At 74.0% G+C, this 25004-nt stretch carries 21 protein-coding genes; 12 read left to right on the plus strand and 9 right to left on the minus strand.

Translation table 11 applies throughout. The features are described 5' to 3' along the window. Positions 1–90: 90 nt before the first annotated feature. The 5 genes from QI554_RS40210 to QI554_RS40230 all read left to right on the plus strand — a co-directional run bounded on the left by QI554_RS40210 (position 91) and on the right by QI554_RS40230 (position 6768). Complete coding sequence (locus tag QI554_RS40210; protein WP_281477737.1) at positions 91–1329, plus strand: CmpA/NrtA family ABC transporter substrate-binding protein; 1239 nt, start codon at positions 91–93, stop codon at positions 1327–1329. Beyond that, positions 1326–2231, plus strand: a complete 906-nt coding sequence (gene ntrB, locus QI554_RS40215; protein WP_281477738.1) for a nitrate ABC transporter permease — start codon at positions 1326–1328, stop codon at positions 2229–2231. Before QI554_RS40210 ends, ntrB begins: the two co-directional genes overlap by 4 nt. Further along, complete coding sequence (locus QI554_RS40220) at positions 2228–3157, plus strand: ABC transporter ATP-binding protein (RefSeq protein WP_281477740.1); 930 nt, start codon at positions 2228–2230, stop codon at positions 3155–3157. The genes ntrB and QI554_RS40220 overlap by 4 nt, the downstream gene beginning before the upstream one ends. A 9-nt stretch (positions 3158–3166) precedes the next feature. Next, positions 3167–4927 carry an NAD+ synthase gene (locus QI554_RS40225; RefSeq protein WP_281477742.1) on the plus strand — a complete coding sequence of 587 codons (1761 nt, stop codon included), beginning with the start codon at positions 3167–3169 and terminating at the stop codon, positions 4925–4927. A 104-nt stretch (positions 4928–5031) separates the two neighbouring features. Beyond that, the gene (locus tag QI554_RS40230; protein ID WP_281477744.1) at positions 5032–6768 is read left to right on the plus strand and encodes an acyl-CoA dehydrogenase family protein; all 1737 of its coding nucleotides are present in this window, start codon (positions 5032–5034) and stop codon (positions 6766–6768) included. Positions 6769–6776: 8 nt separating this feature from the next. Here QI554_RS40230 and QI554_RS40235 read toward each other — a convergent pair whose 3' ends face one another. Both QI554_RS40235 and QI554_RS40240 read right to left on the minus strand, forming a co-directional pair. Further along, positions 6777–7490, minus strand: a complete 714-nt coding sequence (locus QI554_RS40235) for a hypothetical protein (RefSeq protein WP_281477745.1) — start codon at positions 7488–7490, stop codon at positions 6777–6779. Positions 7491–7633: 143 nt separating this feature from the next. Then, complete coding sequence (locus tag QI554_RS40240; protein ID WP_281477746.1) at positions 7634–8530, minus strand: LysR family transcriptional regulator; 897 nt, start codon at positions 8528–8530, stop codon at positions 7634–7636. Between the two features lie 109 nt (positions 8531–8639). Here QI554_RS40240 and QI554_RS40245 point away from each other — a divergent pair, with 109 nt between their 5' ends. Then, complete coding sequence (locus QI554_RS40245) at positions 8640–9404, plus strand: SDR family oxidoreductase (RefSeq protein ID WP_281477747.1); 765 nt, start codon at positions 8640–8642, stop codon at positions 9402–9404. A 22-nt stretch (positions 9405–9426) separates the two neighbouring features. Here the strand turns inward: QI554_RS40245 and QI554_RS40250 are convergent, their stop codons facing one another. The 3 genes from QI554_RS40250 to QI554_RS40260 form a co-directional block, all read right to left on the minus strand. Beyond that, positions 9427–10464: an endonuclease/exonuclease/phosphatase family protein gene (locus tag QI554_RS40250; protein WP_281477749.1), complete on the minus strand. Its 1038-nt coding sequence runs from the start codon at positions 10462–10464 to the stop codon at positions 9427–9429. Between the two features lie 170 nt (positions 10465–10634). After that, positions 10635–11324, minus strand: a complete 690-nt coding sequence (locus QI554_RS40255) for a TetR/AcrR family transcriptional regulator (protein WP_281477751.1) — start codon at positions 11322–11324, stop codon at positions 10635–10637. A gap of 3 nt (positions 11325–11327) precedes the next feature. Further along, positions 11328–12908 (minus strand): MFS transporter, encoded by a 1581-nt coding sequence (locus tag QI554_RS40260; RefSeq protein ID WP_281477753.1) that lies wholly within the window; start codon positions 12906–12908, stop codon positions 11328–11330. A gap of 216 nt (positions 12909–13124) precedes the next feature. Between QI554_RS40260 and panB the strand changes: the two genes are divergently transcribed. Both panB and QI554_RS40270 read left to right on the plus strand, forming a co-directional pair. Then, positions 13125–14015 carry a 3-methyl-2-oxobutanoate hydroxymethyltransferase gene (gene panB, locus QI554_RS40265; protein ID WP_281477754.1) on the plus strand — a complete coding sequence of 297 codons (891 nt, stop codon included), beginning with the start codon at positions 13125–13127 and terminating at the stop codon, positions 14013–14015. Between the two features lie 164 nt (positions 14016–14179). Beyond that, entirely contained in the window at positions 14180–14959 is a 780-nt protein-coding gene (locus QI554_RS40270; RefSeq protein WP_281477756.1) for a site-2 protease family protein, read from the plus strand. On the opposite strand, the gene QI554_RS40275 is transcribed toward QI554_RS40270, so the two are convergent. Together QI554_RS40275 and QI554_RS40280 are read right to left on the minus strand one after the other, a co-directional pair. Beyond that, positions 14935–16188, minus strand: coding sequence for an AI-2E family transporter (locus QI554_RS40275; RefSeq protein ID WP_425528134.1), 1254 nt, complete (start codon positions 16186–16188; stop codon positions 14935–14937). The genes QI554_RS40270 and QI554_RS40275 overlap by 25 nt on opposite strands. A 120-nt stretch (positions 16189–16308) precedes the next feature. Beyond that, entirely contained in the window at positions 16309–16503 is a 195-nt protein-coding gene (locus QI554_RS40280) for a DUF3046 domain-containing protein (protein WP_281477758.1), read from the minus strand. 70 nt (positions 16504–16573) lie between these two features. Here QI554_RS40280 and QI554_RS40285 point away from each other — a divergent pair, with 70 nt between their 5' ends. The 4 genes from QI554_RS40285 to QI554_RS40300 all read left to right on the plus strand — a co-directional run bounded on the left by QI554_RS40285 (position 16574) and on the right by QI554_RS40300 (position 23912). Continuing rightward, positions 16574–21373: an ATP-dependent helicase gene (locus QI554_RS40285; protein WP_281477760.1), complete on the plus strand. Its 4800-nt coding sequence runs from the start codon at positions 16574–16576 to the stop codon at positions 21371–21373. 268 nt (positions 21374–21641) lie between these two features. After that, on the plus strand, positions 21642–22436 hold the full coding sequence (locus QI554_RS40290; RefSeq protein ID WP_281477761.1) for an Fpg/Nei family DNA glycosylase: 795 nt from the start codon (positions 21642–21644) through the stop codon (positions 22434–22436). An 83-nt stretch (positions 22437–22519) separates the two neighbouring features. Continuing rightward, positions 22520–23020 carry a hypothetical protein gene (locus QI554_RS40295; protein ID WP_281477763.1) on the plus strand — a complete coding sequence of 167 codons (501 nt, stop codon included), beginning with the start codon at positions 22520–22522 and terminating at the stop codon, positions 23018–23020. Positions 23021–23114: 94 nt separating this feature from the next. Next, a complete protein-coding gene (locus tag QI554_RS40300) occupies positions 23115–23912 on the plus strand; it encodes an SDR family NAD(P)-dependent oxidoreductase (protein ID WP_281477765.1) in 798 nt (265 codons plus the stop codon). A 69-nt stretch (positions 23913–23981) separates the two neighbouring features. Here QI554_RS40300 and QI554_RS40305 read toward each other — a convergent pair whose 3' ends face one another. Together QI554_RS40305 and QI554_RS43655 are read right to left on the minus strand one after the other, a co-directional pair. After that, a complete protein-coding gene (locus QI554_RS40305; RefSeq protein WP_281477766.1) occupies positions 23982–24191 on the minus strand; it encodes a hypothetical protein in 210 nt (69 codons plus the stop codon). Positions 24192–24596: 405 nt separating this feature from the next. Next, on the minus strand, positions 24597–24968 hold the full coding sequence (locus QI554_RS43655) for a helix-turn-helix domain-containing protein (protein WP_281477767.1): 372 nt from the start codon (positions 24966–24968) through the stop codon (positions 24597–24599). Positions 24969–25004: the final 36 nt, after the last annotated feature.

Here is a 25004-nt window from a genome sequence, read left to right on the forward strand (position 1 = left end):
TCGGCGCCCCCGCGCGCCCGCGACAGACCTTCACTGCGCGGTGACGGCGGGGAAACAGCCCCGTAGAGCGCCGTCCCTACCTTCCGGGGCATGGACAGACGAAGCTTCCTCCGCGCCGCCGGCGGCACCGCCGTGGCCGCCGGCCTGACCGCCGCGTGCGGCGGCGGGAACGACAAGAAGACCGCCGCGCCCGCCGGATCCGGCGCCGCCCCCTCCGGGCCCAAGCGCAAGGTGAAACTCGGGTTCATCGCGCTGACCGACTGCGCGTCGATCGTGATGGCGCAGGAGCTCGGTTACTTCGCGAAGCGCGGCCTCGACGTGACGGTCGAGAAGCAGCAGTCGTGGGCGACCACCCGTGACGCGCTGCTGAACGGCCAGATCGACGGCGCGCACTGCCTGTTCGGCATGCCGTTCTCGGTGGCGAGCGGCATCGGCGGAGACGGCTCGACGGCCCTGAAGATCGCCATGGTGCTCAACCACAACGGGCAGGCGATCACCCTGAAGAAGGGCCTGTCCTCGGTGGGCTACGGCGACCTGGCGAAGGCCAAGGCCGCACTGGAGGCCAAGGAGAACACCCTGGCCATGACCTTCCCGGGCGGCACCCACGACATCTGGCTGCGCTACTGGCTGCGCGCCGCCAAGGTCGACCCGAAGGCGCTGAAGATCATCACGATCCCGCCGCCGCAGATGGTCGCCAACATGAAGGTCGACACCATGGACGGCTACTGCGTCGGCGAGCCGTGGAACGCCGTCGCCGTCGACCAGGGCATCGGCTTCACCCACCTGACCAGCCAGGACCTGTGGCGCGGCCACCCGGAGAAGGCGCTCGTCGTCAACGAGGCGTTCGCGAGCGGCAAGCGCGACACCCTCAAGGACGTCATGGCCGCGGTGCTGGAGGCGAGCCGCTGGCTCGACGACCCGACCAACCGCAAGAGCGCCGCCGCGACCATCGCGCAGCAGCAGTACGTCAACGCGCCCGCCGCGCAGATCGAGGGGCGGCTGACCGGCCGCTACCAGCTCGGCGCCGGCCTGCCCGACAAGACGTACACCAGCGACATGATGCGCTTCTTCGACGACGGCCAGGTCAACACGCCGCTCAAGGCGCACGGCCTGTGGTTCCTCGCGCAGTACCAGCGGCTCGGCATCGCGAAGGGCCCGGTCGCCGACCCGGCCAAGCTGGTCGACTCGATCATCCTGTCCGACCTCTACAAGGAGGTCGCCGACGCCGCGAAGGTCGGCGTCGTGCCCGACATGCAGCCGTTCGACGTGCAGCTCGACGCGGCCCGGTTCGACCCGAACGACCTCGCCAAGGAGGTGGCCAGAGCATGACGACGCAGAGCGGGAACGCCCCTGCCGGGACGGCGGTCCTCGCCGACGCCGCGCCGGGCGCGCAGGCCGGGGCGGACGGGGGCGCCGCCACTCCCCCGCCGCCTCGGCGGGCCGGCGGCGGTCGGCTGCGCGCCGCGGCGTCCGCCGCGGCGTGGTCGCTGGTCGGCCTCGCCGTGCTGGTCGGCCTGTGGCTGTGGGCAGCCGCCGACACCCCGGAACTCCCCAAGCCCACGGACGTGTTGAGCACGCTGGGCGACCTGCTCGGCGACCCGTTCTACGACCGCGGCCCCGGCGACAAGGGCATCGGCGTCCAGCTGCTGACCTCGCTCCAGCGGGTGTTCACGGGCTTCGGGCTCGCGGCACTGGTCGGCATCCCGCTGGGGCTCCTGATGGGCGGCAGCAAGCGCGCGTGGCAGGCGGTCAACCCGGTCGTCCAGCTGCTGCGCCCCGTGTCGCCGCTGGCGTGGTTCCCGCTCGGCCTGGTGGTGCTGAAGGACAGCCCGCAGGCGGCGGTGTTCGTCATCTTCGTCACGGCGCTGTGGCCGACCGTCCTCAACACCGCGGCGGGCGCCGCGTCGGTGCCGGACGACCAGCGCAACGTCGCCAAGGTGTTCCGGTTCGGCCGGTTCGCGTACGTGCGGCACGTGATGGTGCCGCACTCGCTGCCGTCGATCGTGACCGGGCTGCGGCTGTCGATGGGCATCGCGTGGATGGTCATCGTCGCCGTCGAGATGCTGTCCGGCAGCACCGGCATCGGCTCGTTCGTGTGGAACTCGTACAACGGCGGCGACCTTTCCGAGGTCATCAGCGCGATCGTGCTCATCGGCGGCGTCGGCTTCGCGCTGGACATGTTCTTCCTGTGGCTGCTGCGGCTGGTGGGCGGAAAGGCGGCGACCCCGTGAGTGATCTCGTCATCAAAGGTCTTCACAAGTCGTTCGGCGGACGGCGCGGCGTACCGCCGCAGCACGTGCTGCGCGACGTCGATCTCACGGTCCGGCAGGGCGAGTTCGTGTCGCTGATCGGCCACTCCGGATGCGGCAAGTCGACACTGCTGGGCATCGTCGCCGGCCTCCAGCACGCCGACGCCGGGGAGGTGTCGCTCGGCGGCGAGCCGATCACGCGACCGGGACCGGACCGGGCGATGGTGTTCCAGAACTACTCGCTGCTGCCCCGGCTCAGCCTGCTGGCCAACGTCCGCGAGGCGGCGCGCGCGGCGCGTCCCGACCGGCCTCGGGCGCTGCTGGACGAGGCCGTCGAGCGCTACCTGACCGCGGTCGGGCTGTGGGAGCAGCGCAACAAGCTGCCGCATCAGGTCTCCGGCGGTATGCAGCAACGCACCGCCGTGGCACGGGCGTTCGCCGTCGGGCCGCGGATCCTGCTGCTGGACGAGCCGTTCGGCGCGCTCGACGCGCTGACCCGGGCCCGGCTCCAGGAGCAGTTGCTCGAGCTGTGGGGCACCGAGTCGACGACCGAGACCGTGCTCATGGTGACGCACGGGATCGACGAGGCGATCCTGCTCGCCGACCGCATCGTGGTGATGGGCAACCCGCCGGGGCCGTCGGTCGTCGACACGATCGACGTCGTCCTGCCGCGGCCGCGCGACCGCGTGACGGTGATCGACCAGCCCGCGTACCGCGGTGTCCAGGAGCGCCTGCTGACGCTGCTGCACGCGGACAGCGGCTCCGCCGCCCCGCCCCCGGCCGCCCTGTCCGTCGGCCCCGCGGACCGGGGCCGACCACGAGCGTCGCCGCCCGCGCCGGGTGCCGGGCGGCGACACGTCACGAGACCCGCACCACTATTCGTCACATTGACGTCAAGTCTCGGGTAGCCTGAATTCGTGCCTCAGCTACGGATCGCCCTCAGCCAGATGAACCCGACGGTCGGCGACCTCGCCCGCAACGCGGACCAGGTCGTCGCGTGGACCAAGCGCGCGGTCGGACAGGGCGCGCACCTGGTCGCCTTCCCCGAGATGGTGCTCACCGGGTACCCGGTCGAGGACCTCGCGCTGCGGTCCTCGTTCGTCGAGGCCTCCCGCCGCACGCTGGACGCGCTCGCGGCCCGGCTCGCGGACGAGGGCCTGGGCGGCACCCCCGTGGTGGTCGGCTACCTCGACCGCCGCGCGACCGCGACACCGCGCCTCGGCCTGCCCGCGGGCGCGCCGCAGAACGCCGTCGCGGTCCTGCACGAGGGCGCCGTGGTGGCCCGCTCCGCCAAGCACCACCTGCCGAACTACGGTGTGTTCGACGAGTTCCGCTACTTCGTGCCGGGCGACAAGCTGGCCGTCGTCCGGGTGCACGGCGTCGACGTCGCGCTGGCCGTCTGCGAGGACCTGTGGCAGGACGGCGGACCGGTCGCGGCGGTGCGCGCGGCGGGCGCCGGGCTGCTGGTGGTGGTCAACGGGTCGCCGTACGAGCTGGCGAAGGACGACGTGCGGCTCGAGCTCGCCCGCCGCCGGGCCGCCGAGGCGGGCTGCGCGCTCGCGTACGTGAACTGCGTGGGCGGCCAGGACGAGCTGGTCTTCGACGGCGACTCGCTGGTCGTCGGCCCGGACGGTGAACTGCTGGGCCGGGCCCCACAGTTCGAGGAGGCGCTGCTGGTCGCCGACCTGGAGCTGCCCGCCGCGTCCACCGACGACAGCGTGTTCAACGCGGGCGACGTCGTCGCCGACGGCCTGACGATCGAGCTGACGACGCTCTCCGAGACGCCCGTCGTGCCGTACGAGCCGCTCGCGCCGAGCGTCGCCGAGCGGCTGTCCGACGACGCGGAGATCTACGGCGCGCTCGTCGTGGGCCTGCGTGACTACGCGGCGAAGAACGGGTTCAAGTCCGTGCTGCTCGGCCTGTCCGGCGGCATCGACTCGGCGCTCGTCGCCGCGATCGCCGCGGACGCGGTCGGCCCCGGCAACGTGTACGGCATCTCCATGCCGAGCAAGTACTCCTCCGAGCACTCCAAGGACGACGCGGCCGACTCCGCCGAGCGGATCGGGCTCAACTACCGCCAGGTCGCGATCGCTCCCATGGTCGACGCCTACCTCGACGCGCTCGCGCTGACCGGGCTGGCCGAGGAGAACCTCCAGGCGCGGGTGCGCGGCACGACCCTGATGGGCGTGTCCAACCAGGAGGGCCACCTCGTCCTCGCGACCGGCAACAAGAGCGAGCTGGCGTGCGGCTACTCCACGCTGTACGGCGACGCGGTGGGCGGGTTCGCGCCGATCAAGGACCTGCCGAAGACCGTGGTGTGGCGCATCGCGCGGTGGCGCAACGAGGAGGCGCTGCGGCTCGGCCAGGTGCCGCCGATCCCGGAGAACTCCATCACCAAGCCGCCGAGCGCGGAACTGCGGCCGGACCAGAAGGACACCGACTCGCTGCCGGAGTACGAGCTGCTCGACGACATCCTGGACGACTACGTCGAACAGGACCTGGGGCGCGACCAGATCGTCGCGGCCGGCTTCGACCCGGCGCTCGTCGACCGGATCCTCCGGCTCGTCGACACCGCCGAGTACAAGCGCCGGCAGTACCCGCCGGGCACGAAGATCTCGCTGAAGGCGTTCGGGCGCGACCGGCGCCTGCCGATCACCAGCCGCTGGCGCGAGAGCTGATCCGCGGGCCCCGGTGCCCCGCCGCCGAACACAGCGCGCGGGGCACCGACGCTCGCTCTGTCGGCAGCCTTTCCTTGTAAAGATTGCGCTGTTAGCGTGCGCGCGTGGACGACGAACTGCGCCTGCTGCGCGCCACGGCCGCCCGCATCGCGGACGCGCACCGCCCGTCCGGCACACGGCACTTCCACGACAGCGCGCTCGCTTCGGCCGCGGCCGAAGCGCTGCGCGAGACCGGCCTCGACGACCTCGGCTCGCCCGGGTCGGGGGCGTCCGCCCTCCACGCGGCCGTCGTCGCCGAGGAACTCGCTCGCGCCCTCACGCCCGTGGACTACGCGGAACTGTGCCGGGGCGGTGTCGGCCGGGCCCGAGGTGCCGCGCTGGTCGCGGCCGAGCTCGTCGGGACCGCACGCGGGGCCCTTGACGACGCCGTCGAATACGCCCGGGTGCGGTGCCAGTTCGGTCGACCGGTCGGCGCGTTCCAGGCCGTCGCGCACCTCGCCGCCGAAGCCGCCGTCGACCTGGCCGCGGCCGAGGCGATCGCCGCGCACGCCGCGTGGGCCGCCGACGCGCTCGGGCCCGACGAGGCGGACGCGGTCGCGCACGCCGCGGCGCTGCTGTGCGCCGAAGCGGCGACGTCCGTGTGCGAGACGGCGGTTCAGATGCTCGGCGGCATCGGCATGACGTGGGATCACCTGGCGCACGTCAGGCTGCGCCGCGTGCACGGCCGCCGACTGTTCCTCGCCGGCCGCCCGCCCGCGTCCGGTTCCCTGCCTGACCTGCGCGCCCTGGACACACCTGACGAGGCGGTGTTCCGCGCGGAGTTGGCCGACTGGATCGGTGCACTGACCGACGTTCCGGAGGACGGCGGCGGCTGGCACCGCACGCTGTACGACGCCGGGTACGTCGGCGTGTCCTTCCCCACCGAGGCCGGCGGGCGCGGCCTGCCGCCCGCGTACGAGGCGATCGTCAACGACGAACTCGGTTTCCGGGGACTGCCGCCGGTGCCGCCGATCGGGCATCTCGCGCACGCGCTGCGGAGGTTCGGCGACCCGGAGCAGCGCGCCGCCCACCTGCCGGGGCTGTTGGCGGGGCGGGTCGCCTGGTGCCAGGGGTTCAGCGAGCCCGAGGCGGGCTCGGACCTGGCGGCGGTGGCGACCAGGGCGGTGTGGGAAGGGGACGCGTACCGGGTCACCGGCGGCAAGATCTGGACCAGCGGCGCCGTCGAGGCCGACCGGTGCCTGTTGTTGTGCCGCACCGGCGAGCCCGGCGGGCGGCACAACGGACTGACGGTGCTGCTGGTCGCGATGGACGCGCCGGGCGTGTGCGTCGAGCCGATCACCACGGCCTTCGAGACCCGCGAGTTCGCCCAGGTGTTCTTCGACGACGCCCGGGTGGCGGCCGCCGACCGGCTGGGCGCGGAAGGCGACGGCTGGCGCATCGCAATGGCGCTGCTCGGCTACGAGCGCGGCCCGGCGGACATCGGCTGGACCTCGCGCCTGGCCGCCTCAGTCGCCGAACTCCGCGCACACGGCGGCCTCGACCCGGTGCTCGCCGACCGACTCGCGCACGCCGAACGCTGGCTGTACGCGCTGCGGCTGCGCGTCCGCGCCCGCCTGCGCGACCGCACCCCGGACGGCGACCCCGGCCCCGAGGGCTCGGTGGACAAGCTGCTGCTCACCCGCGTCGACCAACTCGTGGGCAGGCTCAGGCTCGACGTCCTCGGCGCGGACGCGATGACCGGCTACCTGTGGTCCCGCGCGGCGTCGATCTACGGCGGCACCGCGCAGATCCAGCGGGACATCGTCGCCCGCCGCGTGCTCGGACTCCCTGCCCCCGGCTAGCCGGGGCGTCAGGGGGCGTCCGGCACCGAGCCCGGCGGAATCTCGTGGGGCGCGACGACGGCGGTGCCGTTCGCGTAGTCGAGGAAGGACACCTGCGGCGCCACACGCCGGACCACGTCGGCGACGCGCGCGACGTCGACCGGGCCGTCCTCCGCAAGGCTCAGGTGCGTCCGGGTCGGCGGTCCCTGCGGGTACGCCCGGTTCGGGAACAGGCGTTGGAAGCGCGGCAGCGTCCCGCCCGGCGCGGGCACCAGGCTGAGCATCGTGAAGTTCCCGTACCTCGACGGGTACTTCCACACGATGACCGCGCTCACGTCCCGCCAGGCGACGCGCAGGTCGTCGCCGGGCGGGAACGACGTCGAGCCGCGCCCGAGCGCGATGCCCTCGGCGTCCACCCGCAGGACCAGCGTGCGCAGCGCGGGCTGCAGGGCGATGAGCACGGCCCATACGACCAGCGCCAGGGCCGTGGGGAGCAACGCGATCTCGCCGACGGGGACGAGCAACCGCATGAGCGGACTGCGGTCGTCGGCGTCGCCCTGGGGGACGAACCGGCAGCCCACGAGCACCGCCGCGCCACCGAGGGCGAACGCGACGGCCTTGGCCTGGTGCGCGTCCCAGGAGTTCCGCACCTCGTAGCCGTCGGTCTCCGCCGGCCCCGCCGCGTCCGTGGCCTCGGCGGCGCGGCCGGCTCCGGCCGCTTCGTCTGCGATGTTGTCTGCCATGAGTCCCCGATCACGGTGCGGTCGCGTGCGCGGGCACCGCGGAGCCTCGTGGCGGCTTCCCTCCCCCGGATGCCGACCGGAGCGTAAACGATCTTGGACCGCGGGCCTCCCCGAATGTCCCTTTCGCGCGGCGGCGTTGCGGCTCAGCGCGCGGACGCGGACAGGGCCACGCGGACGTGCTCGGCGAGCAGGTCGGCGAACGCGGCCGTCGTCCGGTCCGGGCGGGTGCGGGTGTACGCGGCGAGCGTGCGCCGCACCGGCGGGTCCGGGCGCAGGACGGCGCCGTCGAAGCCGGCCGGGAGGATGTTCGCAGGGACCAGCGCGGGTCCGATGCCCGCGGCGGCCAGGAGCGGTGCGGCGGAGGTCTGTTCGGTGCGGACCGCGGCCCGGGGCCGGAAGCCGGCCGCCGCGCACACGCTGTCGAGCAGGTCGCCGAGGCCGTGGCCGGGGGCGTAGTGCACCCAGTCACGGTCGGCGAGTTCGGCCACCGCGATCCCGGCGCGCCGCTCGGCGAGGGCGTCGTCGGCGGGAAGCACGACGACGAACTCCTCGACGCCGAGCTCGCGGACCGGCCCCTCCCAGTCGTCCGGCAGCGGTCCGACCGCGAGGTCGGCCTGTCCGGCGGCCATCGCCGCGCGCAGTTCGTCGGCGTGCGCGAACTCCTTGAGCCGCACCCGGACTCCGGGGTGGCGGCCGCGCCATTCGCGCAGCACCGGCGGCAGCAGCCCGAGGCCGACCGAGTACACCGCGGCCACCTCCAGTTCGCCGCCGTCGAGGCCCGCGCTGCGGCGCGCCGCGGCGGCGAGCCGGTCCGCCTCGGCGAGCGCGGCACGGGCGTGCGGCAGGACCGCGCGGCCCATAGGCGTGAGCCGGACGCCGCGCGGCAGCCGTTCGAGCAGCGGTCCGCCGACGGCGCGTTCCAACGCGCGGATCTGGTGCGACAGCGCGGGCTGGGTGACGTGCAGCCGCTCGGCGGCGCGCGTGAAGTTCCCGGTGTCGACCACGGTCACCAGGTACTCGAGCTGCCGGAGGGTCGTCATGAACAGAATTTATCGCAGAGCAAGAAACCAAGCCTTGGACGCATGGCACCGCAGGGGCGCAGGCTCGTCGTCGTAAGGCACGAAGACCCACGGAACGAGGAGCACCACCATGTCCGCCACCACGCCCCTGACCGGATCCCCCTCCGCGGCGCACCACGCCGCCGCCCTCGCCGGACGCCGCGTGATCGTCGTCGGGGCCGGCGCCCGCGCGGGCCGCGGGATCGCGCACGCCGCGTCGGCCGCCGGGGCCGACGTCGTCCTGGCCGGTCCCGACCCGCGCACGCTGGAGTGGACCGCCGGCGAGCTGCCCGGTCGCGCCGAGACGGTCGCGGTGGACCTCGCCGACGAGGCCTCGGTCGCCGCGCTCGCCGCCGAGGCCGGCCGTTTCGACCACCTGGTGTCGACCGCCGCGATGCCCGCGAACGGCCCGCTCGCCGACCTCGAACTCACTGCGGTGCACCGCGCCTTCGCCGCGAAGGTGTTCGGCCCTCTGCTGCTCGCCAAGCACCTCGCGCCGCAGGTCCGGGACGGCGGGTCGCTCACGTTCTTCTCGGGCGTCGCCGCATGGCGGCCCGCGCCCGAGCGCACGGTGATGGCGGCGTCCAACGGCGCGCTCGCCTTCCTCGTCCAGGCGCTGGCCGTGGAGATCGCGCCGGTGCGGGTCAACGCGGTCTCCCCCGGCATCGTCGACACGGGCGCGTGGGACGGCCTGGGCTCCGACAAGGAGGCGTTCCTGCGCGGGGTCGCCGAGCGCAACCCCGCGCGCCGGGTCGGGACGACGGAGGACCTGGTGGACGCCGTGCTGTTCGCGATGGGCAACCCGTACGTCACCGGCACCGTGCTGCACGTGGACGGTGGCGGCCGGCTCGCCTGACCCGGGGCCGCCCGCCGGGGCGTCAGAACTTCAGGTCGGCCTTCACCGGGCGGTGGTCGCTGGAGGTCTTCGGCAGCACCGAGGCGTCCACGGTGTGCAGGCCGCGCACGAGCACGTGGTCGATCGCGGCCATCGGGAACGACGCCGGCCACGTGAATCCGAAGCCCGATCCGGCCGCGTCCTGCGCGTCGGTCAGGCCGTCGGTCAGCGGCTTGAGGCCGCGGTCGGCGACCGTGCCGTTCAGGTCGCCGAGCAGGACGACGTGCCGCGCCGGGTCGGCGTCGACGTACTGCGCGAGCCGCTTGACGGTGTCGTCGCGCTGCGAGATCCCGAAGCCGCCCGGGCCGAACCGCACGGACGCGAGGTGCGCGACGTACACGGCGACGGTGCCCTTGGGCGTGGCCAGTTCGGCGCGCAGGGCGCGGGTCCAGCCCATGCCGACGTCGACGGGGGTGACGTTCTGGATGGGAAACCGGCTCCACAGCGCGACGGTGCCCTCGGAGGCGTGGTGCGCGTAGGCGCCGTCGAGGACCGCGCCGTAGCGGCCGCGCTGGCCGCTCGGGATCTCCTCCAACGCGACGACGTCGGCACCGGCGTTCAGCAGCGAGCGGGCCGTGCCGGCCGGGTCCGGGTTCTCGGCGTTGATGTTGTGGGTGACCACGCGCAGGTCGTACGGGCCGCCTCCGCCGCCCGAGCCGAACAGCGCGCCGCCGAACATCGCCAGCCACACCACGGCGGGCAGCACGGCCGCGACCAGCGCGGTCCACGAGCGGCGCAGTGCCGCGCCGAGCAGCACGGGGACGATCAAGAACCCGGTCCACGGCAGGAAGGTCTCGAGCAGCGAGCCGATCTGCCCGGGGGTGTTCGGCACCAGGGAGTGCCCGGCCATGAGCAGCGCGACCAGCACGGCGTACGCCGCGACGAAGCGTCCGCGCCGCCACGCGGGGCGCCGCATGAGCGCGGCCAGGTCCGCGCGGCTCGGGACGCCACGCCGACGGCCGCGCCCTGCCCCGGCCGTCTCAGGCCCGGCGGGGGTCGGCGTCGTGGTGGGCCACGTCATGTGTCACTCCCGGGGTCGCTCGGCGCGCGCTGTGGACGCCGGCTCCCCGGGGGTCCGCCCGCGGGGTGTCCGGCGTGTGCGCCGAATGTCGCATACGTCCTCACAGGACGCACGCCGTGCGCCGCGGGGTTCCCCCACCGAGCGCCCGGGACGGTTCTGGGACGAGACGGTCACATTTCCGGTCCGTCGGCGTCGCGCGGCGGGCGCGCGGCCTCCGGCACCGCGAGCCCGGTCAGCACCGAGTCGACGATCTGCTCGGGCAGCTCGGGCGGCAGGTCCTGCGCGTCGTGCATCATCTTGCGGACCAGCATGGGGGCGCTGAAGAGGTCCTTCATGACCTCGATCGGCAGGTCGGCGCGCAGCTCGCCGGTGGCGACGCCGCGGCGCAGCACGACGCGCATCGCCTCGCGGCGCTTCTCTATGACGACCTCGTGGTAGCGCCGGGCGAGCTCGGGGTGCTGCTTGACGTGCCCGAGCACGCTCTGGAGCAGCCCTTCGGCGCGCTGGTCGAGGAGGTTGCGGCGCATCGCGACGAGGAGCGCGACCAGGTCGTCGCGGACGCTCTCGCCGGCGAGCTCGGGAATCGGCTCCTCGGCGGCCTCCACGGCCGCGATGACGAGCGCCTCCTTGTTGGACCAGCGGCGGTAGATGGTCGCCTTGCCGCAGCCCGCGGCCTGCGCGACCGCCTCGATCGACAGCGCGCCGATGTTGCCGTGCTCGGCGATCAGCGCGAGGGTCGCGTCGAGGATGGCGCGCTCGGCGGCGGCGCTGCGCGGCCGACCGCGCTGCGCGCGCGGCACCGCCGCCGGGCCGCCCTGGGGGGCGGGGCCGGCGGCGGTGTCGTCCGTCATGGAGCTCATCGCTCAGACCTTAGCGTCGGTGCGCACCTGCTCGGGCACACTCGGTGTCGTCGGGGCGGCGGGCTTGCGGGGCATCCACCGTGCGACCACGACCGCGCCGATCGCGGCCACGACCGCCGAGCCGAGGGCGGCGCTGTGCATCGCGGTGATGAACGCGTCCTTGGCGGGATCCACCCATCCGGCGCCCTGCGGGCCGGCGTGCGCGGCCGCGCCGAGCGTCGCCTCGACGGACTCGTCGGCGCCCTTGGGGACGCCGTTGCCGGCGACCTGGTCGCGGTAGACCGAGGAGAGCAGCGAGCCGAGGACCGCGACGCCGAGCGCGCCGCCGACCTGCCGGACGGTGTTGGTGACCGCCGAGCCGGCCCCGGCCTTCTCCCGCGGCAGCGACGCCATGACGGAGTTGGTGGCGGGCGGCATGACGAGGGACATCGCGAGGCCCTGGACGAAGAACACGACGCACAGGATCCACATCGGGGTGCTGCGGCCCATCGCCAGGAACAGCAGGAAGGCGCCGGTGATCATGACCATGCCGGTGGTCGTGACCGCGCGCACCCCGAACTTGGTGACGAAGGTGGCGCTGCGCGGCGCGAACAGCAACTGCCCGACGGCGAGCGGGAGCAGGAACAGGCCGGTCTGCAGCGGCGTGTAGCCGCGCACGCTCTGCAGGTAGAAGGCCATGAAGAAGGTCACGCCCATGAGGGCGAAGAACACCAGGCCGATCGCCGCGGCGGCCGCGGAGAACGAGCGCTCGCGGAAGAAGCGGACGTCGAGCGCGGGGTGGTCGCTGCGCTTCTCGTACCAGATGAAGAAGCCGAGGATCGCCAGGCCGACGGCGATGGTCGCGAGCACCTGGACGCTGGTCCAGGAGTCCTCGCCGCCCTTGATGATGCCGTAGACGAGGGAGACCAGGCCGGCGATGGACAACAGGACGCCGACGGGGTCGAGGCGGCCCGGGTTGGGGTCCTTGGAGTCCGGCACCACGAAGATCATCGCGAGGACGCCGACGATGACGATCGGGACGTTGATGAGGAAGACCGAGCCCCACCAGAACTTCTCGAGCAGCGCGCCGCCGGTGATCGGGCCGATCGCGATGGCCAGGCCGACCGCGCCGGACCAGATGCCGATCGCCTTGGCGCGCTCGTGCGGCTCGAAGACGTTGCTGATGATCGACAGCGTCGCGGGCATCACGAACGCGGCGCCGAAACCCATCACGGCGCGCGCGGCGATCAGCTGGCCGGGGCTCTGCGCCATCGACGACAGCAGCGACGCGACGCCGAAGACGACCATCCCGAACAGCAGCAGCTTCTTGCGGCCGAAGCGGTCGCCGAGGATGCCGGCGGTGAAGAGCAGGCCCGCGAAGACCAGCGTGTAGGAGTTGATCGCCCACTGCAGCTGGCTCTGCGAGGCGCCGAGGCCCTGGTCGGGGTCGGCGATGACCTTGATGGCGACGTTGAGGATCGAGTTGTCGAGGACGACGACGAGCAGGCTCAGGACGAGCACGCCGAGGATGTACCAGCGGCGCTTGTGCACGGTCGGGTCGACAGTGCGCGGCGGGAGGGCCGCGCCGGGGGCGGTGCCGGCCATGGAGTTCCCCCTCTACGGGTTCGTTGTGTTTCGATACGACACAGTATCGTTTCGCAATGAGCGTAGTCGGCGCTTATCGAAACGGTCTAGTCTCGTATCGTAAATAGTCGGCAAACCCGGGGCGACGTCCGCCCCTGTCGCCCGGGCGGAGCACGTGTCACCATGGCAATCAGTCAGGGGACGCCGAATGAGCGCCTCTAGATGAGGAGTTTGACCATGTCCGAGAAGCAGTCGCAGCCCCCCGCGTCGCCCGCCCCCGCCGTCCCCGAAGGCCCGGGCCTGACGCTGTACGGCGGCACCGGAACCGGCCGCCGGGTGACCGTCCGCGACCTGGCCCGCGCCAAGCAGTCCGGCGAGAAGTGGCCGATGCTGACCGCGTACGACTCCATGATCGCCTCGGTCTTCGACGACGCCGGCATACCCGTGCTGCTCGTGGGCGACTCCGCGGGCAACAACCACCTCGGCTACGAGAACACCATCCCCGTCACCGTGGACCAGCTGGTCATGCTGACCGGCGCCGTGGTGCGCGGCACCAAGCGCGCCCTCGTGGTCGCCGACCTGCCGTTCGGCTCGTACCAGGTCTCCCCCGCCCAGGCCCTGGAGACCGGAGCGCGCTTCCTCAAGGAGGCCGGCGCCGGCGCGGTCAAGCTCGAGGGCGGCGTCGCGATGACGCACCAGGTCGAGGCGCTCGTCACGGCCGGCATCCCGGTCATGGCGCACATCGGCCTGACCCCGCAGTCCGTCAACGTGCTCGGCGGCTACCGCGTGCAGGGCCGCGGCGACGAGGCCGCCGCGCAACTGCTCGCGGACGCCAAGGCGATGCAGGCGGCCGGCGCGTTCGCCGTCGTCCTGGAGCTGGTCCCCGAGGAACTGGCCGCCAAGGTCACCGCGATGCTCGACATCCCGACCGTCGGCATCGGCGCGGGCGCCGGGTGCGACGCGCAGGTCCTGGTGTGGACCGACATGGCGGGCCTCACCCCCGGCAAGCTGCCGAAGTTCGTGAAGCAGTACGCCGACCTTCGCACCACGCTCGGCGACGCGGCGCGCGCGTTCGCCGCCGACGTGGTGGGCGGCGAGTACCCGGGCCCGGAGCACGCGTTCCACTGACGGCGTCCGCCGCTCCCGCCCGACCCGGCCTCGACGCTCCGCGTTCCGGTTGGGTCCCGATCGCGCCACCGTCGTCCCCGGCCTGCTGTGTGCGGGCCGGGGACGCGGCATACTCGTGACGACATACCTGACCGTCCAGAGAGAAAAAGCGGGGAGCCGTCATCGTGACCGACGCCTGGACCCGGCCCGGCTCCCAGCTGCGCCACGTGCGGCCGGCGCCACTGTTCCTCGCCCTGGTGCTGGTGTTCGTCATCTCCGGCGTCACGGCCTGGCGCGGCGACGGCGAACAGCGCATGGCGGTCTTCCTGTTCGTGATGACCGGCTGGCTGATCTCGCTGTGCCTGCACGAGTTCTCGCACGCCTTCACCGCGCTGCGGGCCGGCGACACGTCGGTGATAGGCAAGGGCTATCTGACGCTCGACCCCATCAAGTACAGCGACCCGCTGTTCACGTTCATCATCCCGGCGGTCTTCGTGCTGATGGGCGGCATCCCGCTCAGCGGCGGCGCGGTCTACATCGAACGCGGGCGCATCCGCGGGCGGGTGCAGAACAGCCTGGTGTCCGCGGCCGGCCCGCTGACGAACGTGGCGCTCGCGGCCGTCTGCATCACCGTCATCAACTCCGGTGCGCTGGACAACGCGTCGGCGGCGTTCCACGCGGCGTTCGTGTTCTTCACGCAGCTGCAGATCATCGCCTCGATCCTCAACCTGCTGCCGGTGCCCGGCCTGGACGGCTTCGGGATCATCGAGCCGTGGCTGTCCTACGACTTCCGCCGCGCGATCGCGCCGTACGCGCCGTTCGCGCCGCTGCTGCTCTTCGGCCTGCTGTTCACGCCGGAGATCAACAACTGGTTCTTCGACCGGGTGGACTCGGTCTGCGAGGCGTTCAACGTGTCGCCTGCGTGGGCCTCCCTCGGCTATCACCTGTTCCAGTTCTGGAAGTAGCGGCGCTTCCTCTGCCCGCCCCCGTCCGGCGACGGCGCGGGCGGTGCCAGCCGGTGCTCGGTGACCTCGTAGCGCCGCACGTACGTGCTGAAGAACGCCTGCCCGGTCGCGGTGGCGGGGATCGCCACGAGCGCGCCGGTCGGGCCGAGCAGCGCCGCGCCCGCGATGACCGAGCCGAACGCGACGGCCGGGTGGATGTCGACGGTCCTCGACGTGATGCGCGGGTGCAGGAGGTAGTTCTCGAACTGCTGGTACGCCGTCGCGAAGGCGATCACCCACAACGCGTCGACGGGGTCCTTGGTGAGCGCGACGAGGGCGGGCAGCGCGGCCGCGAGGTAGGTGCCGACGGTCGGGATGAACTGGCTGACCAGGCCGACCCACAGGGCGAGCGCGATCGCGTAGTCCAGGCCGAGCACCAGGAAGAGGACGTAGTGCGCGACGGCGGAGACCAGCGCCATCAGCGCGCGTGAGTACAGGTAGCCGCCGGTCTTGTCGATGGCGATGTCCCAGGCCCGCAGCACCTCGGCCTGCTTGCCCGGCGGCAGCAGCGAGCACAACGCGCGCCGCACCCGCGGACCCTCGGCGGCGAAGTAGAACGTGAACAGCCCGATGGTGAACAGCTCGAACAGGCCGCCGACGACCGCCGCGCCGAAGCCGAGCGCGTTGTCCGCGACCGTCTCGGCGTAGCCCTGCACGGTGTCGGAGTCCTTGAACAGGCCGCCCTGGATCTTCTCGATGGTCAGGTCGGTGTGGAAGCGGCCGTTGATCCAGTCGAGCAGCGACTGGATGTGGTCGGGCAGGTCGCGGGCGAGGGTGGCGACCTGGTCGACCATGAGCGAGCCGATCGCGGCGAGCACCGCGGCCATGGCGAGCAGCACGACCACGAAGACCAGGCCGGTCGCCAGCCCGCGCCGCATGCCGCGGCGGGCGAGCCGGTCCACGGCGGGCTCGATGGCCAGCGACAGGAAGAACGCGATCAGCAGGTCGGTCAGGAAGCCGCGCAGGTGGCCGAACGCCCAGCGCAGCAATATGAAGCCGACCAGGGCCGCGAAGACCATGAGGATCGCGCGCGGCAGCCAGCGCGGCATGCGGTCGCGGTCGTACGCGCCCGCGGCGACGCGCGCCTCCGGCCCGACCGGGCCGTCCGGGCCGCCGGGCGCGGCGGTGCCGCCGTCCGGCGCGGGCGGTTCGGCGGTGGGGTCGTGGGGCGTCGTGCGGCTGGCTGTCACGGCATGCACCCTATGCCGGTCTATGCCGGGTTTCTGACCGCCTTCAGGCTGCCGGCGACCCGTCCGGGGCCCGCCCCGGCACGTCCCTGACACGTCCCGGGCCTGCCCGGGACCCGCGCGTCAGCGCTGCGAGGCCGGGACGTCCATCGCGCGGCACACCGCGCGCCACACGTCCTTGGTCTCGAAGCCGGCGTCGAGCGCCTGCACCACGGTGCGCCCGCCCAGCTCCGCCATCACGTGGTCGTTGGCGAAGGAGTCGGCGTAGGTCTCTCCGAAGTGGGCGCGCATCCGCTCCCAGAAGTCGGTCAGTCGCATCCCCCGATTATCCCAGGTCGCGCGCGGTCTCCGGCGGTTTGTCGGCGCGGCTTGGCACCATGGAAGCGCTATGCAGACCCATGACGGCGCCGCCGACCCGTCCGCTTCCCTGGCCGGCTTCTCGCCCGCGACCCGCGAGTGGTTCACCGGGGCCTTCCACACACCCACCGCCGCGCAGGCCGGGGCGTGGACCGCGCTCGCGGAGGGCCGCGACGCGCTGGTCGTGGCGCCCACCGGCTCCGGCAAGACGCTCGCGGCGTTCCTGTCCGCGCTCGACCGGCTGGCCTCCGAGCCGCCGCCGGTGGACGCGCGGCGGCGCTGCCGTGTGTTGTACGTCTCGCCGCTGAAGGCCCTCGCGGTCGACGTCGAGCGCAACCTGCGCGGCCCGCTCGCCGGTATCCGGCAGGCCGCGGTGCGGCTGGGGCTGCCGGAGCCGCAGGTCGAGGTCGGGGTGCGTTCCGGGGACACCCCGGCGGCCGACCGACGCCGCTTCGCGACGAAGCCGCCGGACATCCTGATCACCACGCCCGAGTCGCTGTTCCTGATCCTCACCTCGCAGGCCCGCGACGCGCTGCGCGGTGTGGACACGGTCATCGTGGACGAGGTGCACGCGGTCGCGGGCACCAAGCGCGGCGCGCACCTGGCGCTGTCCCTGGAGCGGCTCGACCTGCTGCTCGACAAGCCCGCGCGGCGCGTGGGGCTGTCCGCGACCGTCCGGCCGGTGGACGAGGTGGCGCGCTTCCTGTGCGGAACGCGCGACGTCACGGTCGTCCAGCCGCCCGCCGCCAAGACCTTCGACCTCTCGGTCGTGGTGCCGGTCGAGGACATGGGCGAGCTGGCCAACCGGCCCGCCGAGTACGACGAGCTGGGCCAGGTGCAGCGGGCGTCGGTGTGGCCGCACGTCGAGGAGCGGATCGTCGACCTGGTCGAGGCGCACCGCTCGACGATCGTGTTCGCGAACTCGCGGCGGCTGGCCGAGCGGCTGTGCGGTCGGCTCAACGAGATCGCGCACGAGCGGGCCACGGGCGAGGCCCTGGCCGAGTCGGGGCCGCCCGCCGAGCTGATGGCGCAGGCCGGCAGCGCCAAGGGCGCCCCGGCGGTGCTGGCGCGGGCGCACCACGGCTCGGTGTCCAAGGAGCAGCGGGCGCTGGTCGAGGAGGACCTGAAGGCCGGGCGGCTGCCCGCGGTGGTGGCGACGTCGAGCCTGGAGCTGGGCATCGACATGGGCGCGGTCGACCTGGTGGTGCAGGTGGAGTCGCCGCCGTCGGTGGCGTCCGGGCTGCAGCGCGTGGGCCGCGCGGGACACCAGGTCGGCGCGGTCTCGCGCGGCGTGGTGTTCCCGAAGTTCCGCGGCGACCTGGTGCAGACGGCGGTGGTGACCGAGCGGATGCGCACGGGCGCGATCGAGGCGGTGCGGCCGCCGCGCAATCCGCTGGACGTGCTGGCGCAGCAGGTCGTGTCGATGGTCGCGGTCGAGGACTGGGACGTCGAGGAGCTGCTCGCGGTGGTGCGGCGCGCGGCGCCCTTCGCGGGCCTGCCGGTGTCCGCGTACGAGGCGGTGCTGGACATGCTCGCCGGGCGCTACCCGAGCGACGCGTTCGCCGAACTGCGGCCGCGGCTGGTGTGGGACCGCGTCGCAGGCACGCTCAGCGCGCGTCCCGGCGCGCAGCGCCTCGCGGTGACCAGCGGCGGCACGATCCCCGACCGCGGCCTGTTCGGCGTCTTCCTCGCGTCCGGCGACGCGGCGTCGGAGAAGAAGGGCTCCGGTGGGCGACGGGTGGGAGAGCTCGACGAGGAGATGGTCTACGAGTCGCGCGTGGGCGACGTGTTCACGCTCGGCACCTCCTCGTGGCGTATCGAAGACATCACGCACGACAAGGTGCTGGTCTCCCCCGCGCCCGGGGTGCCCGGCAAGCTGCCGTTCTGGCACGGCGACGCGCTCGGCCGCCCGATCGAACTGGGGCGCGCGCTGGGCGCGTTCCTGCGCGAGGTCGGGGCGATGGCGCCGGAGGCCGCGCGCGAGCGGGTCGCCGCGGCCGGACTGGACGCGTGGGCGGTCGACAACCTGCTCGGCTACCTGAACGAGCAGCGCGAGGCGTGCGGGCACATCCCCGACGACCGGACGATCGTGGTCGAGCGGTTCCGCGACGAGCTGGGCGACTGGCGCGTGGTGGTGCACTCGCCGTTCGGCGCGCAGGTGCACGCGCCGTGGGCGCTGGCGGTCGCGGCGCGGCTGCGCGAGCGCACGGGGTTGGACGTCCAGACGATGCACGGCGACGACGGCATCGTGCTGCGGCTGCCCGACACCGGCGACCCCTTCGGCATGGAGGGCAACGGCGAGCCGGACGCGGAGTTCAGCCTGCCGCCCGACTTCGCGGTGTTCGAGTCGGCCGAGGTCGAGCCGCTGGTGACCGCCGAGGTGGGCGGCTCGGCGCTGTTCGCGTCACGGTTCCGCGAGTGCGCGGCGCGCGCCCTGCTGCTGCCGCGCCGCGCCCCGGGCCGCCGCACACCGCTGTGGCAGCAGCGCCAGCGGGCGGCGCAACTGCTGTCGGTGGCAAGCGAGTACGGCTCGTTCCCGATCGTCCTGGAGACGATGCGCGAGTGCCTGCAGGACGTCTTCGACGTGCCGGGGCTGGCCGGTCTCATGGCCGACATCGCCGCGCGCAAGGTCCGCATCGTCGAGGTCACGACGCCCGAGCCGTCGCCGTTCGCGCGGTCGCTGCTGTTCGGCTACATCGCGCAGTTCATGTACGAGGGCGACTCGCCGCTGGCCGAGCGCCGGGCCGCCGCGCTGGCGCTGGACTCGCGGCTGCTCGCCGAACTGCTCGGCCAGGCCGAGCTGCGCGAGCTGCTCGACGCCGACGTCGTCGAGCGCACCGAGGCCGAGCTCCAGCGGCTGACCGACGACCGGCGGGCCAGGGACGCCGAGGGCGTCGCGGACCTCCTTCGGCTGCTCGGCCCGCTGGGCACCGACGAGGTCGTCGCGCGCAGCCTCGGCGACGCACCGGACACCGCGCGGTGGCTGGTCGCGTTGGAGGACGCGAGGCGGGCGATCCGGGTGCGGATCGCGGGCGTCGAGCGGTGGGCGGCGATCGAGGACGCCGGGCGGCTGCGGGACGCGCTGGGCACACCGCTCCCGGTCGGCGTGCCGGAAGCGTTCACCGAGCCGGTCAAGGACCCGCTGGGCGACCTGCTCGCCCGCCACGCACGGACCCGCGGCCCGTTCCACGCGGCCGACGCGGCGGCCCGGTTCGGGCTCGGCGCGGCCGTGGTGAACGGCGCCTACCAGCGGCTCGCGGCGAGCGGCCGCGTCGTGTCGGGCGAGTTCCGGCCGGGCGGCGCGGGCACCGAGTGGTGCGACGCCGAGGTGCTGCGCATGCTGCGCCGGCGCTCGCTGGCCGCGCTGCGGCAGGAGGTCGAGCCGGTGCCGCCGCTGGCGCTGGCCCGGTTCCTGCCGGTGTGGCAGGGCGTCGGCGCGGGCGCGGGCGGCCTGCGGGGCGTCGACGGTCTGGTGCGCGCGGTCGAGCAGTTGCAGGGGTCGGCGGTGCCGGCGTCGGCGCTGGAGAAGCTCGTGCTGCCCGCGCGGGTGTCGGGCTACTCGCCCGCGCTGCTCGACGAGTTGTGCGCGACCGGCGAGGTCGTGTGGGCCGGGCACGGCGCGCTGCCCGGCAACGACGGATGGATGTCGCTGTACCTCGCGGACGCGGCGCCGCTGCTGATGCCGCCGCCCGCGCCGTCCGACCTCGGGCCGGTGCACGCCGCGGTGCTGGCCGCGCTGGCCGGCGGCTACGGCCTGTTCTTCCGTCAGATCGCGGACCGGGTACCGGGGTTGCTGCCGCCGGACACTCCGGTGCCGGCGGACGGCGAGATCGTGACCGCGCTGTGGGACCTGGCGTGGGCGGGGCACGTCACGGGCGACACGCTCGCTCCGCTGCGCGCGCTGATGGGGTCGGGCCGCACCGCCGGCTCGACCGCGCACCGCGCCCGCCGGTCGACGCCGCGCGGCCGTTACGCGGGCCTGTCGCGCGGCGGAACGCCGCTCGGCGCGGTGCGCTCGGCGCCGCCGATCGTGGCGGGCCGCTGGTCGCTGGTGCCGGACCGGGAGACGGATCCAACGCGGCGCGCGCACGCGCTCGCGGAGACCCTGCTGGACCGGCACGGCGTGGTCACGCGCGGGGCGGTGGTCGCGGAGGGGAGCCCGGGCGGGTTCTCGGCGGCGTACCGGGTGCTGTCGGCGTTCGAGGAGACCGGGCGGGTGCGCCGCGGCTACTTCGTCGAGGGGCTGGGCGCCGCGCAGTTCGCGGCGGACGGCGCGGTCGACCGGCTGCGCGCGTTGCAGCAGGCCGCCGAGCGGCGTGCCGAGGCGGGCGAGGGCGGGTTCGGATCGCCCGGCGCGCCCGAGGACCTGCTGGGGGCGGCGGGGCCCGGCGGCCCGTACGCGGTCGGCCGGGGCGGTTTCGCGCCGCGCGGCGCGGGAGCTCGGGCCGATCAGGGGCCGCGGGCGCTGTTGATCGCGGCGGCGGACCCGGCGAACCCGTACGGGGCCGCGCTGCCGTGGCCGGACCGGCCGGGCGAGGCCGCGGGCGGGCACCGGGCGGGCCGCAAGGCGGGCGCGCTCGTCGTGCTGGTCGACGGCGCCCTGGTGCTGTACGTCGAGCGCGGCGGCCGGTCGCTGCTGACCTGGACCGAGGACCCGGTGCGGCTGCAGCCCGCGGTGGACGCGCTGGCGCTCGCGGTACGCGAGGGCGCGCTGGGCAAGCTGACCGTCGAACGGGCGGACGGCGAAGGCATCTTGACGTCGTCGCTCGGGCGGGCGCTGGAGGCGGCCGGGTTCCACGCGACGCCGCGGGGACTGCGCCTGCGCGGCTGAGACTGATTCGTTACGCGGCTGCCCGACGTACGAAACACCCCGGTCACGTACGTCGCCCACCATTCAGTGCATGGACGCGAAGGCGTCCCGCCTCCCCGCCCGGGAGGCGCCTCGCCCGTGGCGACCCTGCACGCGCCACGGTAGAGGCATCACAACCGGTGTCGCGCACGTGTTCCTGGCCGCGCGGGCGCGACACCGGTTGTGGCGTTTTCCGTCCGATTGCCCGCCGGTTTTTGTCCGAACGCGTGGCGGGGCGGAGAATCGGCGCATGCCCGAAGGCGACACGGTGTACCAGACCGCGGCCCGTCTGCGCGGTGCGCTGGCCGGACGGGCGCTGACGCGCACGGACTTCCGCGTGCCCCGCTACGCGACGGTCGACCTGCGCGGCCGCGAGGTCCTCGAGTCGCTGTCGCGCGGCAAGCACCTGCTCCTTCGGATGACCGGCAACCTGACGCTGCACACCCACCTGCGGATGGACGGCGCGTGGCGGATCCAACCCGCGCACGCCCGGGTGCCGCACAGCGGGCGGGACGCGGTGCGGGTGGTGCTGTGGAACGACGCGTACGCGGCGGTCGGCATGCGGCTGCCCGTGGTCGACCTGCTGCCGACCGGCGAGGAGTCCCGCGTCGTCGGCCACCTGGGCCCCGACCCGCTCGGCCCGGACTGGGACGTCGACGAGGCCGCCCGCCGGCTCGCGAGGCAGCCCGCGCGCCCGATCGGCGAAGCGCTGCTCGACCAGCGCAACCTCGCCGGGATCGGCAACGTGTACCGGGCCGAACTGTGCTTCCTGCGCGGCGTCTCCCCGTTCGCCCCGGTCGAACGGGCGGGCGACCTGCACGCGATGGCCGACCTCGCCCGGCGCGCCCTGGACGCGAACCGCGACCGGCCGGGCCACGTGACGACCGGCGACCCGCGCCCGGGGCGGCAGAACTGGGTGTACGGCCGCGCGGGGCGGCCGTGCCTGCGCTGCGGCACCCAGGTCCGCCGCGTCGAGGCGGGGGATCCGCCGCGCGTGGTGTTCTGGTGCCCGAAGTGCCAGCCGGAGGACGCGGCGTCGGCCTGAGGGCACTCGACCGGGCGACTTGCGGTGACCACTCCCCCGGCCGGTCGTCCTACAGGGCGTCAGCGCGACACCTCGGAGGAGCATTGGCCCTGCACCGGCTCGCGGCCCGGCACGTCGTCCCGTTCCTGCTTCTGCCGTCGGCGGCCGCCCTGGTCGCGGGCTGCGTCACCGTCTCGCCGCGCGGGCTCTCGCCCGCGCCGTCCGTGACGGCCGCCGCGCCGCGGGTGCAGGCCGCCCCGGCCGCGACGCCGGCGACACCGGCGCCCGCGCCGCCGGACACCGGGTCGCCGCCGCACCTGGTGTGGCCGACGCCCGTACCGACCACCGGTGCCGATGAGTCCGACGACGAGGCCGAGCCGACGCGTCAGCCGCCGCGGCGCCCCGGTCCGCAGCACACCGCGACGCCCGCGCCCAGGCCCTCGTCCGCACCCGGGGCGGCGCTGTCGGCCGACGTGTGCGACGGCCTCGCGCGGTACGGCGTCTTCCCGTACGGCGGCACCGCCCACCACTGGTGCCGGCAGCAGCAACCACCGCACCGACAGCGCCCGCACTGGGCGACGCGCCCCACAGCCGAGGTTTATTGACTGTTCGTCAGATCGAATCTACGGTCCGTCTGGACCCGGTAGCCCGGTCCGGCAAGTCGGTGAGAACCGATCGGAACTCGTGGGAGGGGAAGCCGTGCTGCGCACAGCCCTCGATCTGTCCGGACGCGTGGCCGTCGTCACCGGTGCCGCCAGCGGCATCGGACGCAGCAGTGCCGAGGTGCTCGCCGACCTCGGGGCGACCGTGGTGTGCGCCGACATCAACGAGGCCGGCGCCGAGGCCACCGCCAAGGCCATCGCCGACGCGGGCGGCGTCGCGACCGCCACGGCCGTCGACACCTCCTCCGCGGCCGCCGTCGACGCGCTGGTCGCCGGCGCCGTCGCGGACCACGGCCGCCTGGACGTCATGGCGAACATCGCCGGGATCATGCACAGCAGCAGCGTGATCGAGACGCGCGACGAGGACCTCGACCGGGTCCTGTCCATCAACTTCAAGGGCGTCTTCTACGGCTGCCGCGCCGCCGCCCGCGTCATGGTGGAGCAGGGTTCCGGCAGCATCATCAACATGGCGTCCGGCGCGATCGACGCCGGCAACCCCAACCTGCTGTGCTACAGCGCCGCGAAGGTCGCCGTCGTCCAGCTCACCAAGACCCTCGCGACCGAGGTCGGCCCGAGCGGCGTGCGCGTCAACGCCGTCGCGCCCGGCTGGATCGTCACCGGCATGACCGGCCGGCACTGGACCGCCGAGGACGGCACCGAGGACGAGGACCGCAAGGCCGCCGTCGCCGCGCCCATGAAGCGGCTGTCGCCGCTGCGCACGGTCGGCGAGCCGACGGACATCTCGTACGCGGTCGCCTACCTGGCCTCGGACGCCGCCAAGTTCATGACCGGGCAGATCCTGCGCCCCAACGGCGGCGTCAACATGCCCTGGTGACGCCGCCCGCGGCACTCCGCCGAGCCCGGCGCCCGCACCGGCGCCGGGCCGCCACGGCCGCCACGGCCGCTACTCGCCGCCCCGCCGCCACCTGCGCGCGCAGTGCACCGGCAGCAGCGTCAGACTCCAGCCGCCGCACAGCAGTGCCGCGCTCGCGGCGCCCGACGCCCCGGCCGTGTCCGCGCGCAGGGCCCACACCAGCCCGGCCCACCAGGCCAGCGTGAGGACCGCGGCGAGGAGCCACGTGGCCGCGTCACGCTCCCGTACCGTGCTGTGCACCAGGCCGTGCGCCGTACGGCGCGAAGCCCGTGCCGCGCGCCCGGGTCCGCGCCCGGAACGCCGTGCCGTGTCGCCAAGGTGTCGCCCGTGTTGCCCAACCCTGTTCATGGTCGGCCTCCTCGGTTCCCCTGACGGGGGACCTTCAGCGTCACCCGGGAACAACCGGTCGGGCCAGGCCAGGCCGCCACTGTCACCCGATCGGCCCACATTCCGGTGACACTCGGTGACGACACGCCGCGCGCGGCCACAGAGCGACGTTCACCCGAACGAGATCCCCGCGGCAGGCCGCACAACGCGGAAACCGGCGCGGAAAGCGCGAGGGCGGTACCGGACCGTTCGGTCCGTACCGCCCTCGAAGAGCGCTCGCGGTGCGGGCCCCCGGGCCGCGCCGCCGTGGAACCGGCCTTACGCGGCCACCACGACGTCCACCTGGCTGGTGGCCTTGACCGGGGACGCACTGCCCGGGCCCGGCACCCGCTCGCCCGCGGACGGGCCGACGGGCTCCAGCACCGGACGCGCGGTGAGGCCCTCGCTGTGCGCCAGCTCGGCGAGCGCCAGCTCGTCGCTGACCTCCCGGAGCACTATCGACATGCGCACGTCCAACGCCTCGCAGATCGCCGCGAGAAGCTCGGACGACGCTTCCTTCTGGCCGCGCTCGACCTCCGAGAGGTACCCGAGCGAGACCCGGGCCGCCGACGACACCTCGCGCAGGGTGCGGCCCTGGCGCTGGCGTTGCCGACGCAGCACGTCACCCAGCAGGCGACGGAGCAGAATCATCGGTCGCTCCCTCCTAGGACCGCGGCTGCAACGGAC

The organism is Yinghuangia seranimata (assembly GCF_029953285.1).
GTDB lineage: Bacteria > Actinomycetota > Actinomycetes > Streptomycetales > Streptomycetaceae > Yinghuangia > Yinghuangia seranimata.